At 48.7% G+C, this 14,861-nt stretch carries 8 protein-coding genes; 3 read left to right on the top strand and 5 right to left on the bottom strand.

Features of this window, described 5'->3' with window-relative positions:
- Positions 1-445: 445 nt before the first annotated feature.
- From K1Y77_RS16275 to K1Y77_RS16260, 5 genes are all read right to left on the bottom strand, one after another.
- Positions 446-868 carry a hypothetical protein gene (locus tag K1Y77_RS16275; protein WP_264429571.1) on the bottom strand — a complete coding sequence of 141 codons (423 nt, stop codon included), beginning with the start codon at positions 866-868 and terminating at the stop codon, positions 446-448.
- A 989-nt stretch (positions 869-1,857) separates the two neighbouring features.
- Positions 1,858-2,070 carry an antitoxin Xre/MbcA/ParS toxin-binding domain-containing protein gene (locus tag K1Y77_RS17415; protein WP_406567238.1) on the bottom strand — a complete coding sequence of 71 codons (213 nt, stop codon included), beginning with the start codon at positions 2,068-2,070 and terminating at the stop codon, positions 1,858-1,860.
- Positions 2,071-2,147: 77 nt separating this feature from the next.
- Positions 2,148-2,369, bottom strand: coding sequence for a BPSL0761 family protein (locus tag K1Y77_RS16270; RefSeq protein WP_264429569.1), 222 nt, complete (start codon positions 2,367-2,369; stop codon positions 2,148-2,150).
- A gap of 417 nt (positions 2,370-2,786) precedes the next feature.
- Positions 2,787-3,794, bottom strand: a complete 1,008-nt coding sequence (locus K1Y77_RS16265) for a reverse transcriptase family protein (protein WP_406567290.1) — start codon at positions 3,792-3,794, stop codon at positions 2,787-2,789.
- Positions 3,795-4,139: 345 nt separating this feature from the next.
- On the bottom strand, positions 4,140-5,396 hold the full coding sequence (locus tag K1Y77_RS16260) for a phosphoribosyltransferase-like protein (protein ID WP_264429564.1): 1,257 nt from the start codon (positions 5,394-5,396) through the stop codon (positions 4,140-4,142).
- 1,628 nt (positions 5,397-7,024) lie between these two features.
- On the opposite strand from K1Y77_RS16260, the gene K1Y77_RS16255 reads away from it, so the two are divergent.
- The 3 genes from K1Y77_RS16255 to K1Y77_RS16240 all read left to right on the top strand — a co-directional run bounded on the left by K1Y77_RS16255 (position 7,025) and on the right by K1Y77_RS16240 (position 14,763).
- Positions 7,025-8,866 (top strand): ATP-dependent nuclease, encoded by a 1,842-nt coding sequence (locus K1Y77_RS16255; RefSeq protein WP_264429562.1) that lies wholly within the window; start codon positions 7,025-7,027, stop codon positions 8,864-8,866.
- On the top strand, positions 8,820-10,673 hold the full coding sequence (locus tag K1Y77_RS16250; protein ID WP_264429561.1) for an ATP-dependent helicase: 1,854 nt from the start codon (positions 8,820-8,822) through the stop codon (positions 10,671-10,673). Before K1Y77_RS16255 ends, K1Y77_RS16250 begins: the two co-directional genes overlap by 47 nt.
- Before the next feature lie 784 nt (positions 10,674-11,457).
- Positions 11,458-14,763, top strand: a complete 3,306-nt coding sequence (locus tag K1Y77_RS16240) for a VPA1262 family protein (RefSeq protein ID WP_264429560.1) — start codon at positions 11,458-11,460, stop codon at positions 14,761-14,763.
- Positions 14,764-14,861: the final 98 nt, after the last annotated feature.

Here is a 14,861-nt window from a genome sequence, read left to right as displayed (position 1 = left end):
TGAGTGTTTTGCTAGGCGCCGCTTGTCTCACCGGCTTCGTAGCGATGATTTTTTGGCTTACCGAATGACTTTTGAGTGGTGGCAAGATAAGACTGCTGTTGATCCGGGTGTAGCCAGCTTAATGGGGTATCAGGTTGGCCCGTTCTTCATGCTGGTGTGGGCGGTTCTACTTTGACTTGGCTTCCATCTATTTGGTAGTAAACCTCGCTACAAAACATCCGATATGGATTGATCGAGGGAAAGTATCCTGGGTAACATCGACTCCAGTGAAAACATAGTCTGATGGGCTTATAGCGACTGCCCTATCACACAAGACAGAACTCACTTGCCGCGGGAAGCTTTTCTTCATAACTCCCGTCCCGTTAAGGGCAGAGACCTTTTTACCCTGTTTGATCGAATGAAGCGTGTCGATCGTAGTTGCCAATATTCCTTATCGTTCTACTCACTACCCATGCAAGATTCCTTGGACCTCATCAAGAGCGGCGTCAATAACGAGATCAGGGTCTGTGGCTATCAGATCATGAGGTCGTAGCCCGCCGAGATAGCTATTTGCCGACTGGAACCAAAAGGCCATTCCCCACCCGCTTTTATCATCTTTGAAGATGTCGATGATTTTCGACATGACGCGGTACGGTCGGTAGCCAGCTTCCTTCTCAAGTGCAAACGCAGGGTAGTATTCGGTGCCATGGTCGGTAATCGTAAAAATGTCACCTTGTTGTTTCCACTGCGCAGGCTGAGCACAGTCACTACATGAGCTGCCTGGCAACTGGAATATCTCATCGACAGTTAACCAATCGCCGCTTTCCATCACGGCTCGACGCGCTCTTGCTTCCATCTCTGTTTCGCGCAAACTATTTGGAGTAATCATATTTTAGGCACCGTTACCTTGAGTATTTATTCCAGGTCAGTTGCTTGATGACTTCGTGAATAAGCTAGCCATCGTGTAAGTGATCGTCGAGATAACTAGGCTAGACATGAAAGAGCTGCCGGTAGAGAACAGCTTCTAACACCCAATGCATTCAACCTACTAATGAGAAAGTATTGTTACCCACTCCCTCCTGTTTAGTTAATTCTTTTCGAATTACTGTCCAGTGGGTAGAAAAAGGTGAACAGGCAAGCAATAGGTATAACTGAATAGGGTATTTTTTCCTAGCCGACGGCATAGCGGTTGCACACATAGCGGTATCATAGATCCCGCCTGACGACTTCCATTCGATTACATTGACCATGGTGAAAACTGGTATGAGATCGCTGGTTTTGCGAAAAGCCATGGACAAAAGTCAATTTTGATGGAGTTACATGAGTATAGTGGTAAACGTAGTTCATCGACGCTCATAACCCGTTTAATAACTAATTAATGACAGGTGAATAGCCATGATGCGACACGAAAACATTCTCGCTGCCTTGGGCGGCAAGCTATTGAGTGCACCCGCGACGCACTCGACCAGCAATGGCAACCCTCACAGTTGAGTGTGTTCACTGCATAACGTAAACATATGCTTAACGCAGGAAGAGCGGTTTGCAATAGGGAAGGTAATTCGTGAAATGTTGAAAGATCGATTATCGGTGCTGGAAAACGAACCAGATTGCTCAGACCTCATACGCAATTATCCTTTCAAAGATAATTGAAGGTAATTCAATAATCTTAAGATTTTTGATGATTTAGTAGTTGGTCGGCTGGCCAGGATGAGAAAAGGCTGTGCAACATAGGCCGGTAATGCACTGAAAATGAAATAGGCACCTTTCGAGTAAATGCGTCAGGATATCGAGAGTGAGCCTGACCATTATTCAACTCCTCAAGCAGCATTACTTGCCGCTGCGAAGAAACTAAGACCAAGTTACGGCCGAAAAGCGAAGTTATGTGTAAACGCCTCTGTCTATCCTTGTAATAAGATCCAGTACCTGCTGAGGATCCTCCTGCATTACATCAATGGGACGCTTCCATCCCAGCCCAATTGCTTCATTTTGTAACCACTGGTCCGCTGCTGTTCGATCCCCACCAAACAGGTCGATAGCCGCCCTCCAGATGGCGATTGCAATTTCCTGCTTTGAGTCATCCGCACTAAGCATTTTTCATCACCACTAGTAAACTCTTGAAGAGTAGTAGGTAAGATTAGTCACAGAGGTATAGGTTGTTTTGTATCCATTTATTCTTCTTTGCTAGACAGCATAGGGTTAAAAATAGTCCCTGACGTAAGCATTTCTTCTATCTCGCCAGCCAAAAGCACTTCTTTACGGCTTGGGTAGTGGCGCAACAAGCGTTGGGCCTCTTGCCGCTTCTCAAGAGGAAGGGATTTATCCTTGATCAGTTCAATGAGAAAGGCCTCAATCTGAATAATTGCACGTGCCCGTTCGTAAGGTAACGTCATTAGACTCCTCTCATTGTTCTACCAAGCTCTAGACAAGCTTATAGGATTATTGCGATAGAGCAGCACCAATTATACAAAAATAGAATTTGTTTGGGACCTGACCGCGCTCGGCTACCTTACATCCGCATTAACTTGGCTGCAGGGCAGGTTAAATCAGACAAAAATTGCAAGGGCGAAGATGGTAATGCTGGAGTGATATCTATTACCTGAACGAAGGTATCGCTGTAGGTTGGTTCATAGCCGCCTTTTTTCTTCGAGCAGTCCAGTGTAGTACTCATCGGTTCCAGCGATCTACCACTTTAACGAGGTGCCGCCATAGTCAATCATGACCCCCCTTTCAGCCCAAAAAGAAAACCATGGAGCTCAAGGCAAGACCAACGACTTCGGAAAGGCTTCTTCTATGGGCCGACAAAATACTTAATATGGCCAAGGCACTGCATTGAAACGGCTACGCTGAGTAGCGGCCCACTTAGGCTCAATTTGAGCGGCAAACGCTAGCAGCCCACCCAGGTGGTGCCGTAATCCAGCCGTAGATGCGAACTCGCGGGCGGCCGCATGCTTCGTTGGCCCTACGTCGTTGCGGAGCAAATAATGGATGTGCTGTCGCAATAAGTCTTTGAATTGTCGTGTTAGTCGTGGAACGTTCTCTTCCGCACTTAACCCCAACACTAGCTTACGAGCTCCGGGGGGAACAACTGTAGTCTTCGCAGTATTCGGGTTTAGAGCTTGGCGATTGAGTTGATGATAAACAAGCCGGATCAACGTTCCGGCTTTCTCTCGTCCAAAATCAACATCACTAGTGGAAAATGTCATGTCATCAGCGTAGCGGGTGTAGCGGACCGAATGCTCGTCAGCGAGGGAAGATAGCCGATCGTCCAGCGCCCGGCAGACCAAGTTTGCTAACATGGGGCTAGTAGGGGCGCCTTGAGGCAGGTGACCCTGCCCAGGATATTGGTACAGCTTGATGATGAACTCAGGCAGCAAGTGACTGTCTTCCCACCGATCTTGGCTATTCAGCGGATTGGTCCCGACATATGTGCAGAGACGAGCCATCTCAAACGCGATGAGTGGCTCAAAGCCCAGTTGATGAAACACCTTATAAACCGAGATTTCATCTATGGACTCGAAGAAGTTGCGAATATCCAGCTTTACAAGCCATTTAGAAGGGCAGTGTGGTGCAACAGCGTTATACAGACTATCGCCGGTGGAGAAGGCAACACTACACGGATGGGCCGGGACGTGAGAAAGAATGTTTCGAGCAACCCAGCGTTGCACCTTCATGAGGGCGGGGGATGGGACACAGATAGTCCGATAGGAGGTTTGCCCGTTCGCGGATGGTCGCTTCCTGATCTGAAATTCGGTGTATGCACCAGTGTTTCTGCCCACTGTATGCCGAAGAAAGCCATAGTCGACGCCACTTAACATTGCAAGGTGCTTAAGCGTGAAAACCGGCTGAATTTCCCGGTGGCAAGACGTGATTCGCTTTCCCACTGTGATCATGTGCGCCACCATCTCGGGTGGCACAGCAGCGGTTTGGGCTTGTGTGCGAAAAATTTGAGGGTTCCAGCGCTCCATCTACCTTTGAGACCCGAAGGGTCAGTCACCTCCTGCAGTGAAGGCGAGACCTCGAGCCGCCCCGAAGGGTCGCTGCAGGAGGCGCCTGATTCTCATGCATAAGCTCTAACGCGAAGCAGCAGTAGTCTGCGCCCCGTCATGATGACGAAACCGTCACCCGAACCGGCGCCTTTCGACACCGGCATCACTAGAAAGTCACGTTGGAACCCTCAGCGTAGAAGGGTAATACTTTTTGACGTAGTTTTCATTAGCTGGTGCGACGCGCCGTTTACGTTTCGCTGCACGCAAATAAGCCTGTCCCAAATCAGTCAAGCGATAAACTTGATCCACCCAACCGTTTTCTTTGGCTTTTAGAAGCACGGGTTCCACCTCCAGCAAGGTTAAGCCGGTTCGCCGCGCGACGACCTCAGTGTTTCGAGGACGATGTGATAAGGCTGCTAGCACAAGATAGGTCTCAAGCGTACCGCTTGGTGCTCTGCTCCAGTCCTGACCATCAGAAAGGCGTCGATGTCTCATCTTCACAAGGAGCTGCTGAACCTCCTCTGGGTCGAGCTGCTCCTCAAAATTTGCTCGAGTGGACGAAGTCTGGCGACGTGCGAATAGTGGCGTCCAAGAGCTGCTGTAGTTGTATAATACGCGTGGAACGTTGTTAGGAGCACCATGAGAAAATGCGATCAGCGCGCCAGTGTCCTGGAAACCTAGTGGTCCAATTTTTCCCGAGGATGGGCCGTACTGCGTGCAAATCAGCTTGATCTCGTTGGCCTGTTCTTTATCGAAGGCAGTATCTATCGTCGGGCATTCCGCAACAGTCAAAACGAAGGGCGAAAGGCGGTGAGATTTAACCCGTTTCATGCCAGTAAACGTCCCGGCGTAGGCTACTATTCCAAATGAAAGACCATTCGTTATGCGCCCAGACCACCAGCTCTTGACGGTATGAACAGCCCAAAAAGCGTCCAAATATCTTTCGGCCCGTTCCCCGCTTCCGATTAGGTCGGTGACCAATACCAGAGTGTTGATAGGCTTTTTTTGTTTGCGAAGTTCATCGGGGCCAGGATGGTTCACGAACTTCTCTGGAAACTCGCGACATAGTTCGGACACCAACTGCGCTACGATTCCTTCAGAACCAACGTCTGCTGGCTTTCCAACGTCTGGTTGAATGGGATCTGGCCCTAGGCCAAAAGCTCGCCTTGGTGGTATGTTGGTTTGCTGAAACAAGGGCTCTGGGGGAGACTTTTTGGGTGGGATTTCACGTTCCACGTATAGACCAACGCGGCCTTGGGCATTTTTGGATACCTGTAATAGCCTTTTGCGAATTGACTCCGAAAACTTATCTCGGGATACCAGCCGCATGGCTTTCAGCATCTTGACCATGTTGCCCTGGGACATGGGATCGAACTGCGCGAGCCACGTTTGGGTCGTTTGAGATGCAATGAAACTTTTATTACCCGGCACCCATACCTCCTTGAATTTTGTCTTCATGCACAGGCTTGGTCAGCAGTTAAGCCTCGCAGTTGCTAAGTTCACCAAGATCACTTACTTGGTTTCCAGAAGTGGGAACTCTTCGTTTTAAATGTGTCAGTCAGCTTGCTCGCAGGAGCCGATATCCTTGAGGCATTGCTGTAGCTTAGGAGCAGTGATCTTGACCTGCTGCCCGACTTGTCATTGTAGATTAATGTACTCGTCTATAGCCCTTTGCTGGAATTTAACATTACCGCTTTACGGGATCGGCCTACAATATGCGCGATCAAGTCGTCTCAGCTAGTGCCAAACGATCAAGCACTAAACCTATAAACCGATGCCATAGCACCGTCAGTATCACGATAATTTCAACAAGCACATACCTGGCACAGGCTAAGTGATGGCATAAAAACGCTGCCCTTTTTAAGCGGGTTCTTAAGTATCGGGTGAAGCCGTTATAAGTACGAAAGAGGGCTATCAACCTCAAACAGTTCTTTTTTGTTCGCATCCTTCAGCAGCTCGTGATCTAAGCTCTGCTCCATGTATACCTGCTACAGGGGGAGGTTTCCTCTTCCAGTTTTTATTGAGGCGCTTCACGCCGGAGGCTGCATGCCACCATACTGGCTTTACAGATGTGTCTGTAAGCCGCATTGGAGATACTGTCCTCCCTACATACTCCATAAAATGGCTTGAAACCAATTTCTGATTGTTAAATATATAGCTACACTCATCAACTAAACGGGTTCATTGACCTGGACAAAGGCTTAGCTGAGTAGTGCTGGAGATAAGATGAAGATTATTGGAAAGGCAGAGATTGTTACAGTTACTGACGTAGTTTGCGATGTGTGCCTATGCTCCACTCATCTAGATGGCGGGTTCGAGTTTGCGACTCTTCAGGCTCGCTGGGGGTATGGATCCACACATGATGGTGAGCGATACGAACTGCATATGTGTGAAAGTTGTTTTTTTCGCACAGTGGCATACATGAAAGATGAGAGGCGCATACAGAATTTATTTAGTGATGTCGAAAATCCATATGCAAATACCACAGAGGAAACATTCGGCTTAGTTTCAAGAAATGACTATTTCGGAGACGACCAAGGTACTTAAGGTAGCTTGTAGCATTGTTCTGTTTGTCATCGTCGATAGGTTATTTGCGAAAGTGTTTTGACAACTTGAAGACCTCATATCCTCCTGCACAGATCGTAGCTATCATTATAAATAGTATAGGTGATATTCCTATAAAAAATTTCAATGTATCATTCACTGGTTTTGCCTAACTATTTAATTATAATAAAATATACCCAGTTGTCAGTCTTTTTCAAAAACCTGTATGCTTTCATTTTGAGTTTATAGAGTCCACATCTTTTTCTCCACATTAAAATCTTTATAGCGGCCTACCAAGCCAAGCTAGTAGCCTCTCGGTTCTCTTGAGCACATTAAGCCAGCATCATCGCCGCGGCCTAAATAATTAGAAGCGTTTAATTTGACCTAATAAATTAGCTTGCCAGTATATGTCGAGTGTCGAAGACTGTTAAAGCTGCAAAAAAATGTGGGACTGATCTCGTCGAGTCAGGCGTCAAACAGGGCGATACAAAAAGCATAGGAATGGGGTGAGCATCATGCGCGTATCTCGTATTAGGATTGAAAATTTTAGGGGTGTTAAGAGCGCTGAGGTGTTTCTCCCCAGTCATGGTGTGCTTATCGGCGACAATAACACTGGAAAAACAACTATTTTAGAAGCCCTTGATCTGGCTTTAGGGCCGGACCGGCTCAACCGTAAGCCTCCCGTTGATGAGCATGATTTCTTCAAGGGTGTGTATATTCCAGTGACTGTCTTAGAACCGGCTGAAGGAGCCCCTGGAGAAGAAGCAGAGCCTGCTGTAGCAGACGAGGAGCCGGCTGCAGAGAGCAACGAGCCGAAGATCAAGATTGAGGTAACTGTTGTTGATCTCACTGATGAGCAGAAAGCCGTGTTCGGTGATTATGTGGAGTTTTGGGACGCCAGAACGAATACGTTCTATGACGAACCGAATCCAGAAGGCACAGATGTCGACAGTGTCACCGAGGCTATACGTGTCACTTTCCATGGCTGGTATGACTCTGAGGAAGATGACTTCGAAGGGAAGACATACTTCACGCGCAGCCTTACAGAAAGTGAAAAGCCTGAGCCCTTCTCCAGAAAACACAAGCAGGTATGTGGTTTTCTGTATCTCCGTTCCATTCGCACAGGTTCAAGAGCACTGAGCTTGGAACGAGGAAGCTTGTTAGACATTATTCTGCGCCTCAAGGAGGTTAGGCCGCAGATGTGGGAGGATACGCTTGCCACGCTGTCCGAAAACAACGTTGCCAGCAACCCCAATCTTGGGATCTCACCCGTTTTGGAGAGTATCAATGCAGCCCTGAAGAAGTATGTGCCCAGAGAATGGGGCATAGAGCCTCATCTTAAGGTCTCCAATTTGACGCGTGAACATTTGCGCAAGGTTATTACCGCGTTTATTGCAACGGGCGATGGAACACATGCAGCACCCTTCTATCGACAAGGTACAGGCACAATTAATATGCTTGTCTTGGCGATGCTATCCCAGATAGCCGAGGATAGGCAGAACGTCATATTCGCCATGGAAGAGCCAGAAACAGCCATCCCACCATACGCACAGAAACGCATCGTGCACGAGGTTCGAAAGCTAGCATCACAAACCCTATTCACATCCCATTCGCCATACGTACTCGAAGAATTTTCACTCGACGAGACGGTCGTGCTCGCGCGCGATACTGAAGGCGTACTAATGCAGCGCTCCATTACTTTACCGGACAACGTCAAGTTGAAACGGTACAGGCAAGAGTTTCGAACTCGATTCTGTGAGGGATTGCTTGCCCGCCGCGTTCTTGTTGCAGAAGGGGCAACTGAGGCCTCATCGTTTCCTGTCGCTTGTCGTCGCCTTGAGGAGCTGAATCCAGACATATACTCATCACTTGAGGCTCTTGGGATTTGCGTTGTTGATGCTGGAAGTGAAACCAACATACCTGGCATGGCCCAGCTTTACCGGGAGCTTGGGAAGCACACATTTGCGATTTGTGACCGGCAGGACGACGGAAATAAGGAACTGATAGAAGCCCAGGTTGACCTGCTGCTAATGCATGGGGAAAAAGGCGTTGAAGATATGGTGTTGAAGGGCACAACCGAAGAAGCCCTTAAACGATTCACACGGCTAATCGACTGGCCACAGCATCTCGCTCAAAAGTATCCTGACCCGGAAGCGCAAGCTACCGCAGCTCTGAGCGATTACTTTACATGGTCGAAGGGGAACTGGGGTATCGCTGATTTTATCGCGCAGTGCAGCGAGGTAGAAATTCCCGAGTGGTTGAGAGAGGCGGCGCTCCAACTGAAGGCCGCATGCACACACTCGGAAATGGATGAAGCAGCCGCAGCTCAGGAAGCAGAAGCAGATGGAACTAACTAAAGGCCAACAGGATGTCCTGCAGGCGGATGGACATCTCCTTGTAACCGGTGGGCCTGGCTCGGGTAAGACCACGATATCTATCCTAAAGGCAGCACAGGTTGTCGAACAGACGCTTCAGCCTGGCCAGAAAGTTCTGTTTCTCAGCTTCGCCCGCGCTACAGTTTCCCGAGTGGTAGAGGCCATTGAGTATGAACAGAAAATTCCTTCTGAGCAGAAAAAACGCATCGATGTGCAGACCTACCACTCCTTTTTTTGGCGCATTCTAAAGACTCACGGCTATCTAATCGGCTTGCCGCGTCGATTGAGTATTCTCACGCCTCCTGGAGAAGCTATTGCTCTGTCCTCTGTCCGTTCAGGCTTACCGGCCAGAAGTCTGACAGACGAACAAAAGGAGGCAAAAAAGGCTGCCGAAAAGGCAGAGTTACTACGTTTGGCGAACCAAGAAGGGCGTGTGTGCTTTGATCTGTATGCCCCATATGTTGGCGACCTTCTCCATGGTAGCTCACGTATTCGAAGTCTTATCGCCGCCAAGTACCCAGTCATTATCCTTGATGAGTTTCAAGACACCAATGACTCGCAGTGGCGTATCGTTCAAACATTGGGAGAGTTCTGTCGTTTGATCGCTCTTGCTGATCCGGAACAGCGAATCTACGACTGGATTGGCGCCGACCCTGCGCGCCTTGATCACCTCAGAGGGGAGTTCAGGGTCTCAGACTTTGATCTGAGTACCGATAATCATCGTAGCGCAGGAACGGAAATCGCATTGTTCGGCAATGACCTACTGACAGGGAATTTTCGTCAGAGCACTTACAAGGGAATTGAGTTTGAATGTTTCAATCCCTTTGCTGACCCGGCGATGACTATGCTAGTGACTACAGTCTATGCGGCTCGGAAGAGGCTTGCTGAAGCAAAGATCAAAAACTGGTCAATAGCCATTCTGGTACCCACAAAGAAAATGACTCGCTTGGTTTCAGATGCGCTGCGTCAGCCACCGGCAGGCATGACAGCGGTAACGCATTTGGCCGTTATAGAAATGGAAGCCGCCGTTCTTGGGGCCGAAATTATCGCTTTGCTTATGCAGTCAGCGAGCTATGCACGCCATTTTGCTCAGTTCATTGGTCTTCTGTGCAATTACTATCAAGGAAAAGGAGGAAATGAGCCGACGAAGAAAGCCCTTCAAGAAGCTGCAAGTATCCGTAAAGCCTACGAAGAAGCACTAGCTCTTCAAGCCTCTGGAAAGGGAGCCCGTAAAAATAGCATTCTCGTCAACATAAAAGCCGTCTATGAGCAGGCCTGCGCACTTGAACTGACTGGCGATCCTGATAAAGATTGGCGGGCGGTTCGGCATACTCTCGAAGATGGCGCATGCAGTCGCCTTAAAGAGATCGCGAGTGAGGTTCGCAATGTGCGAATTTTGGAGCGTGGGATGCAGCTTCGGCAGGCATTATCTCAGGATTGGCGGGATAATGGTGGTTACCAAAACGCGCTCACAATTACCCAGCAGGCATTTGTGCAGGAGCACTTTGCCACTAATTCTAAGCCAGAGTCAGGTGTAATTGTGATGAACATGCACAAGGCCAAAGGAAAGCAGTTCGATGAAGTGATCATCTTTGAGGGGTGGCCGATCAAACGTAAAGGGCAGCCACCCTACAACGCTGACAGAATCGTACGCTTCAACTCAAAAGACAAAATCGATACTCAAACAAGACAGAATTTTCGAGTTAGTGTTACTCGTGGCAAACGTCAAACTACCATACTGACCCCAAAAACTGATCCATGCGTTCTTTTACTGGATAATGATGAGTAATCCATAGGTCAAATGTGTTTATAGTTCATCGTTTTCTTGAAAGCTTTACTACTTTGATCAAATAAATGGTGCATCACGATTATGCTGCCGTCGGTGTGCCCCGCTCTTCATGTTGAATCGTAGACTTGTTGCTTGTTGCTTGACGCCCCCCTCCCCCATGAGGGCCTACCGCTTCCTCGTTCGATTCTTCTCTGCTGATCCGCAATCATGCCGACCAGCCGACCAGCCGACCAGCTTGCCGGTAAGGAACATTGTCAATCGTTATCTGGTGCTATCGTCATATCAGCCATTGATCTTCAATTAAGAAACTTCACAATGGACACGACACAAACTGCGTTGGGGGCTCTGCCCAAGACCATTTGGCGCCCGACCAGCCTCAAGGCAGATCTTGACCGCTGTTCAGTGATCCACGCGAAGGCGTATGGTAATGCAGTCAATGCGCTTTTGTTGATTCAGCACATGTTCGAGGCATGCATGGTAGGGGACTGGGATTTCGAAAGAGGTTGAACTAGGAACAGTAACAAAATTTAAGCGAAATTATATAGCGCCCCATATCGGCTAGAATAGTTTTTACCGGCTGCTGGAACAGACGTTCAATGTGCGATATAGCAAGTAGCTCAAGAACTATGTCCTGAAAGAATTTCTCCCAAAGCTCGACTTGTCACGCCAGAGGCTTAACTGGAAAACAAGGATAATATGGGGTGATCGCCCTGATCCACTTAGAGTGGACCATGACACTTTGCACGACAGGCCTCTTCATCACTCAGCAAAAGAAAACTCTATTATGCCTAAACCTCTCAGCGCTTTGCTTACAGATTTCAGGCTGTACGGCCTGTTCGGCAATGACCAGAACCTCACCGTTAGCCAAATATGGATTTTAGAGATCGAACGGGAAGGTTCCAGCGAACTACGCTTCCTGTATGGCCGTTCGCTACCAGGCACCTACCAATCGGATAGTTGGAGTGGCACCGTCAGCAGCAAAACGCCTCTATATGATAATTGCACTGTCAAGACACACGCCTTAACGCTTTATACTTCTACCGAGCAACTGAAAACCTTCCTTGGGGACTTCATCAGCGGGGCTTCGCTTCAGGCTGCTAGCCAGCTTACCGGACTGACTATCAACGACAAATTGGCCAAGAAGGTAGGCGCAAGCACATTTGGGGAAAACCCTGTCGCCCGTCCCGTAATGCATTTGCCAACACGTGATTACTATCAATTTCAATCCAGCCGACTAAGTCCAACCAGCTATGCAAGCGTGGACAGCGGTGCCATATCTTCAGAGGGAAAACCAAAGGTGTTCACCGTCCCAGAGGGATGCGACAGGAAGATTGCCGAAGCGGCGTGTCAAGCATTAAACGCCGATACTGGCATGGATTTCTCCAAACTCGACGCCTGGCGAATCGGGGACTTCGAGTTCATTTGCTCGCCTGGGCTCAATGCTGCTGAGCGCAGCAAGTTCGATATTTCTTTGAAAGGGCAGCAGTCATCCTTGACGCTATTCGAACCACTGACCCAGGAACCTACCGATCTCCTGATAATTGTTAAAGCACTCAGCGACGGTAGCACGCAAGCCTCTTACATCGCCCGTTTGGGAAAGGATGATTCATACCCACTCCACCATGCATTTGAGATTAAAGAGTTCCAAGACCAAGTCTCTACAGCCTACACCTTGGAAATCTATGCACTTGCAGGTATCAAAGAAGAACCATTCCTCCAGCTTCAAACTGGCGGATACTTCTTGCGCAGCATGAATTTAGATCTGCAAATAGCTGATCCTATACGGACAAACGGCCAACTGGGTTGGTTGATGAAAAAGGTACCAAATCGAGAAAAGGCCAAGCTAGAAGCAGCAGAGCAGATCGGGCGCACCTTACATTCTTCACGATCGCGAATGGGCGGGCATACTGAGGATCAATGGATTCCTCTCAATCGGCTTACTGAAGACGGTGTCAAGCAGCTACGCCCCAAGAGATCTGAAGGGCGGTTTTTTCTCACTCTTAACGATAGCGGGGGTATGAGTCGCCTGCTGTTAATAGACTGGCTCAGGAGCATTTTTGAGCAACACCGCGATGCCCAAATTGCTTGGATAGACCCGTTTATGGAGGATGTTGGGATCGAGCTTCTCAATCGTCTGGGCACGGCAACTGCTAATTACCTGATTATTACTACCGAGAAAGAATCGAGCGATGACAGTAAAAGAGTCTCAGGCCAGCCCAACCGTATTGAGAAGCTTCTCTCAAAGTGTGCTGACTGGGGTGATGGCTACTTTGGAAATGTTCTCCTCAAAGTGCTTGCAGTGCCAGAAAACAGACTCCACGACCGCATGATACTTATTCGTTCAGCCAATGGTCGGTCACTAGCGGGCTATCATCTATCCAATTCGGTTCAGAGGGCTAGCGAAAACTTCCCTTTATTGGTGACCCCTATTCCTCTGGATGTTATGCCGCATGTATTCGAGTACGTTGACCAAATTATTCAGAGCACGCTCCACGGAGACGGGAAGATTTCACCCAGTGCAAAACTTATTTTCAATTCTGTCGAGAAGGATCGGAGTAAAGAAGTAAGCGAACTTGCGGAGCTGAGCCAACGCTGCTCGTTCGTTGATCCTCCACGTGCTGGTGACGTGCTGGCTTGGTGGTTAGATGACGCCCAGCTCGCTGGCTTGACAGGATCTGAACTGATGGAGCAGATGAATGCTAGCGGGTATAGCAAGGACGGAGAACTCGATCCAAAACGCTTCGACAGCCTTCCGATCAAGCTCTGGAATGAAGGACTGCAGCTTGCAGACTTCCACTCCGCTTGGGACGCACTGGGTTATGTACTCGCCAGTTCTCAAGCGGGCGATCTCTATACCAAGGAGAAGTCGCCTTTACCTGAGCCCTTCAAACAGGCACTGCTTGAGCACATTTGCTCTTCCAGGCGGGGCGCGCTGCAACCGCGTATCAAAAAGAGCCAGATTGACATTGAGTTCTATCTGACAAAGAAGCTTACCGCACTACTGCTGTCACATTCGGACCCGTTCCACGCATTTGGGTACTCGCCTGTTGATACTTCATGGAGCGATTATTACGCCATCAAACTCCTTTGGTCGCGAGCTCCGAAGCAGTTTGTCTTATGGTTGAGCACGATATGCTCTGAACCTATCAAGCAGCCACGCACCCACGCACTTGTAGTTGAAGCTCTCAAGCATATCTGCGAGCGGATATGCTTTGATAAGAACCCCGAGCAGATTGATGCGCTGTTGCAGAGCAATGTGAACGTTATAGTCTGGGTAGGGCTGCATGCTCTCGAAAATGCAATCAATAGAGGCAACTGGGGGATTGAGTTACTCTCCAAGATTGATCAGATCCAATCCGCTAGTGTTCGACGCACCATCCTGTGCTGGCTGATCAACGAAGCAAACTATCTTAATTCCGATGCCAAACCGCAACTTATTGCTCTATTGACCCAATCGCTTCAGGCGCCTCTCACTGACGAGGAACTCAAAGACGTTCTTCAGCCCGTTCGTGGCCGTCTTGGCAGGCTGCACCACTTAACCCCTTGGATTCTTGAGTCCATGCTTGTGCCCATGCTGGAACAAAGAGCAATCGACATTACTCAAGTTGCCAAGCAGTGGGTAACCGAGCTGACTACACAATGGCGGGAGGCACTCAAGAATGACAGCCTCTATTTCAAGCTAGAAGCGGACGGCGCATTCACCGATGAGCTGGCTGTGTTAACTAAATATCTGAGTCCCGCCGTTCGTGAGGAAATTTTCAGCGAGCTCCGGAAGATTTTTAATACGCTTGCTCGAACCATCAGGCAGCCTATGAGCGCTCAGATAAGTTGGAAAACATACAGCAATGCACATAAAGTAAACTTTTGGTTATATGCCCTCGCTCGCAGAATTGCAGCGCTCGCGGATGATGAGGCACCATCCTTGAATGGCCTTCTACTTGACAGCGAAGCGATTATCGAACGAATCAACTCACCAACTTGGGGTAGCATTTCAAGCGATGAACTCCTCACTTATATGAAGGGCGACCCCGACCAGATTGCGTCATATAGTCTTCACCACTCTATCCAAAGAGTGGTAGCGCAGGACTAACACCGGCTACAGTCTCTGAACCTGATTACGGTATTTTACAAAGCATAGCACTCCATCATTGCGCGGCGACGAGCATATCAGGTGATGCTATCTAACAA

The organism is Halomonas qaidamensis, from assembly GCF_025917315.1.
In the GTDB taxonomy this organism is placed as follows: domain Bacteria; phylum Pseudomonadota; class Gammaproteobacteria; order Pseudomonadales; family Halomonadaceae; genus Vreelandella; species Vreelandella qaidamensis.
Note: the sequence above shows the minus strand (reverse complement) of the source record. Positions and strands in the feature narration are given on the sequence as shown.

What these genes read in the sequence shown, in the direction of transcription:
- K1Y77_RS16250 (WP_264429561.1), top strand. Translation starts at nt 8,820, where the DNA reads ATGAAGCAGCCGCAGCTCAGGAAGCAGAAGCAGATGGAACTAACTAAA.
- K1Y77_RS16275 (WP_264429571.1), bottom strand. Translation starts at nt 868, where the DNA reads ATGATTACTCCAAATAGTTTGCGCGAAACAGAGATGGAAGCAAGAGCG.
- K1Y77_RS16270 (WP_264429569.1), bottom strand. Translation starts at nt 2,369, where the DNA reads ATGACGTTACCTTACGAACGGGCACGTGCAATTATTCAGATTGAGGCC.
- K1Y77_RS16240 (WP_264429560.1), top strand. Translation starts at nt 11,458, where the DNA reads ATGCCTAAACCTCTCAGCGCTTTGCTTACAGATTTCAGGCTGTACGGC.
- K1Y77_RS16265 (WP_406567290.1), bottom strand. Translation starts at nt 3,794, where the DNA reads ATGTTAAGTGGCGTCGACTATGGCTTTCTTCGGCATACAGTGGGCAGA.
- K1Y77_RS16255 (WP_264429562.1), top strand. Translation starts at nt 7,025, where the DNA reads ATGCGCGTATCTCGTATTAGGATTGAAAATTTTAGGGGTGTTAAGAGC.
- K1Y77_RS17415 (WP_406567238.1), bottom strand. Translation starts at nt 2,070, where the DNA reads ATGCTTAGTGCGGATGACTCAAAGCAGGAAATTGCAATCGCCATCTGG.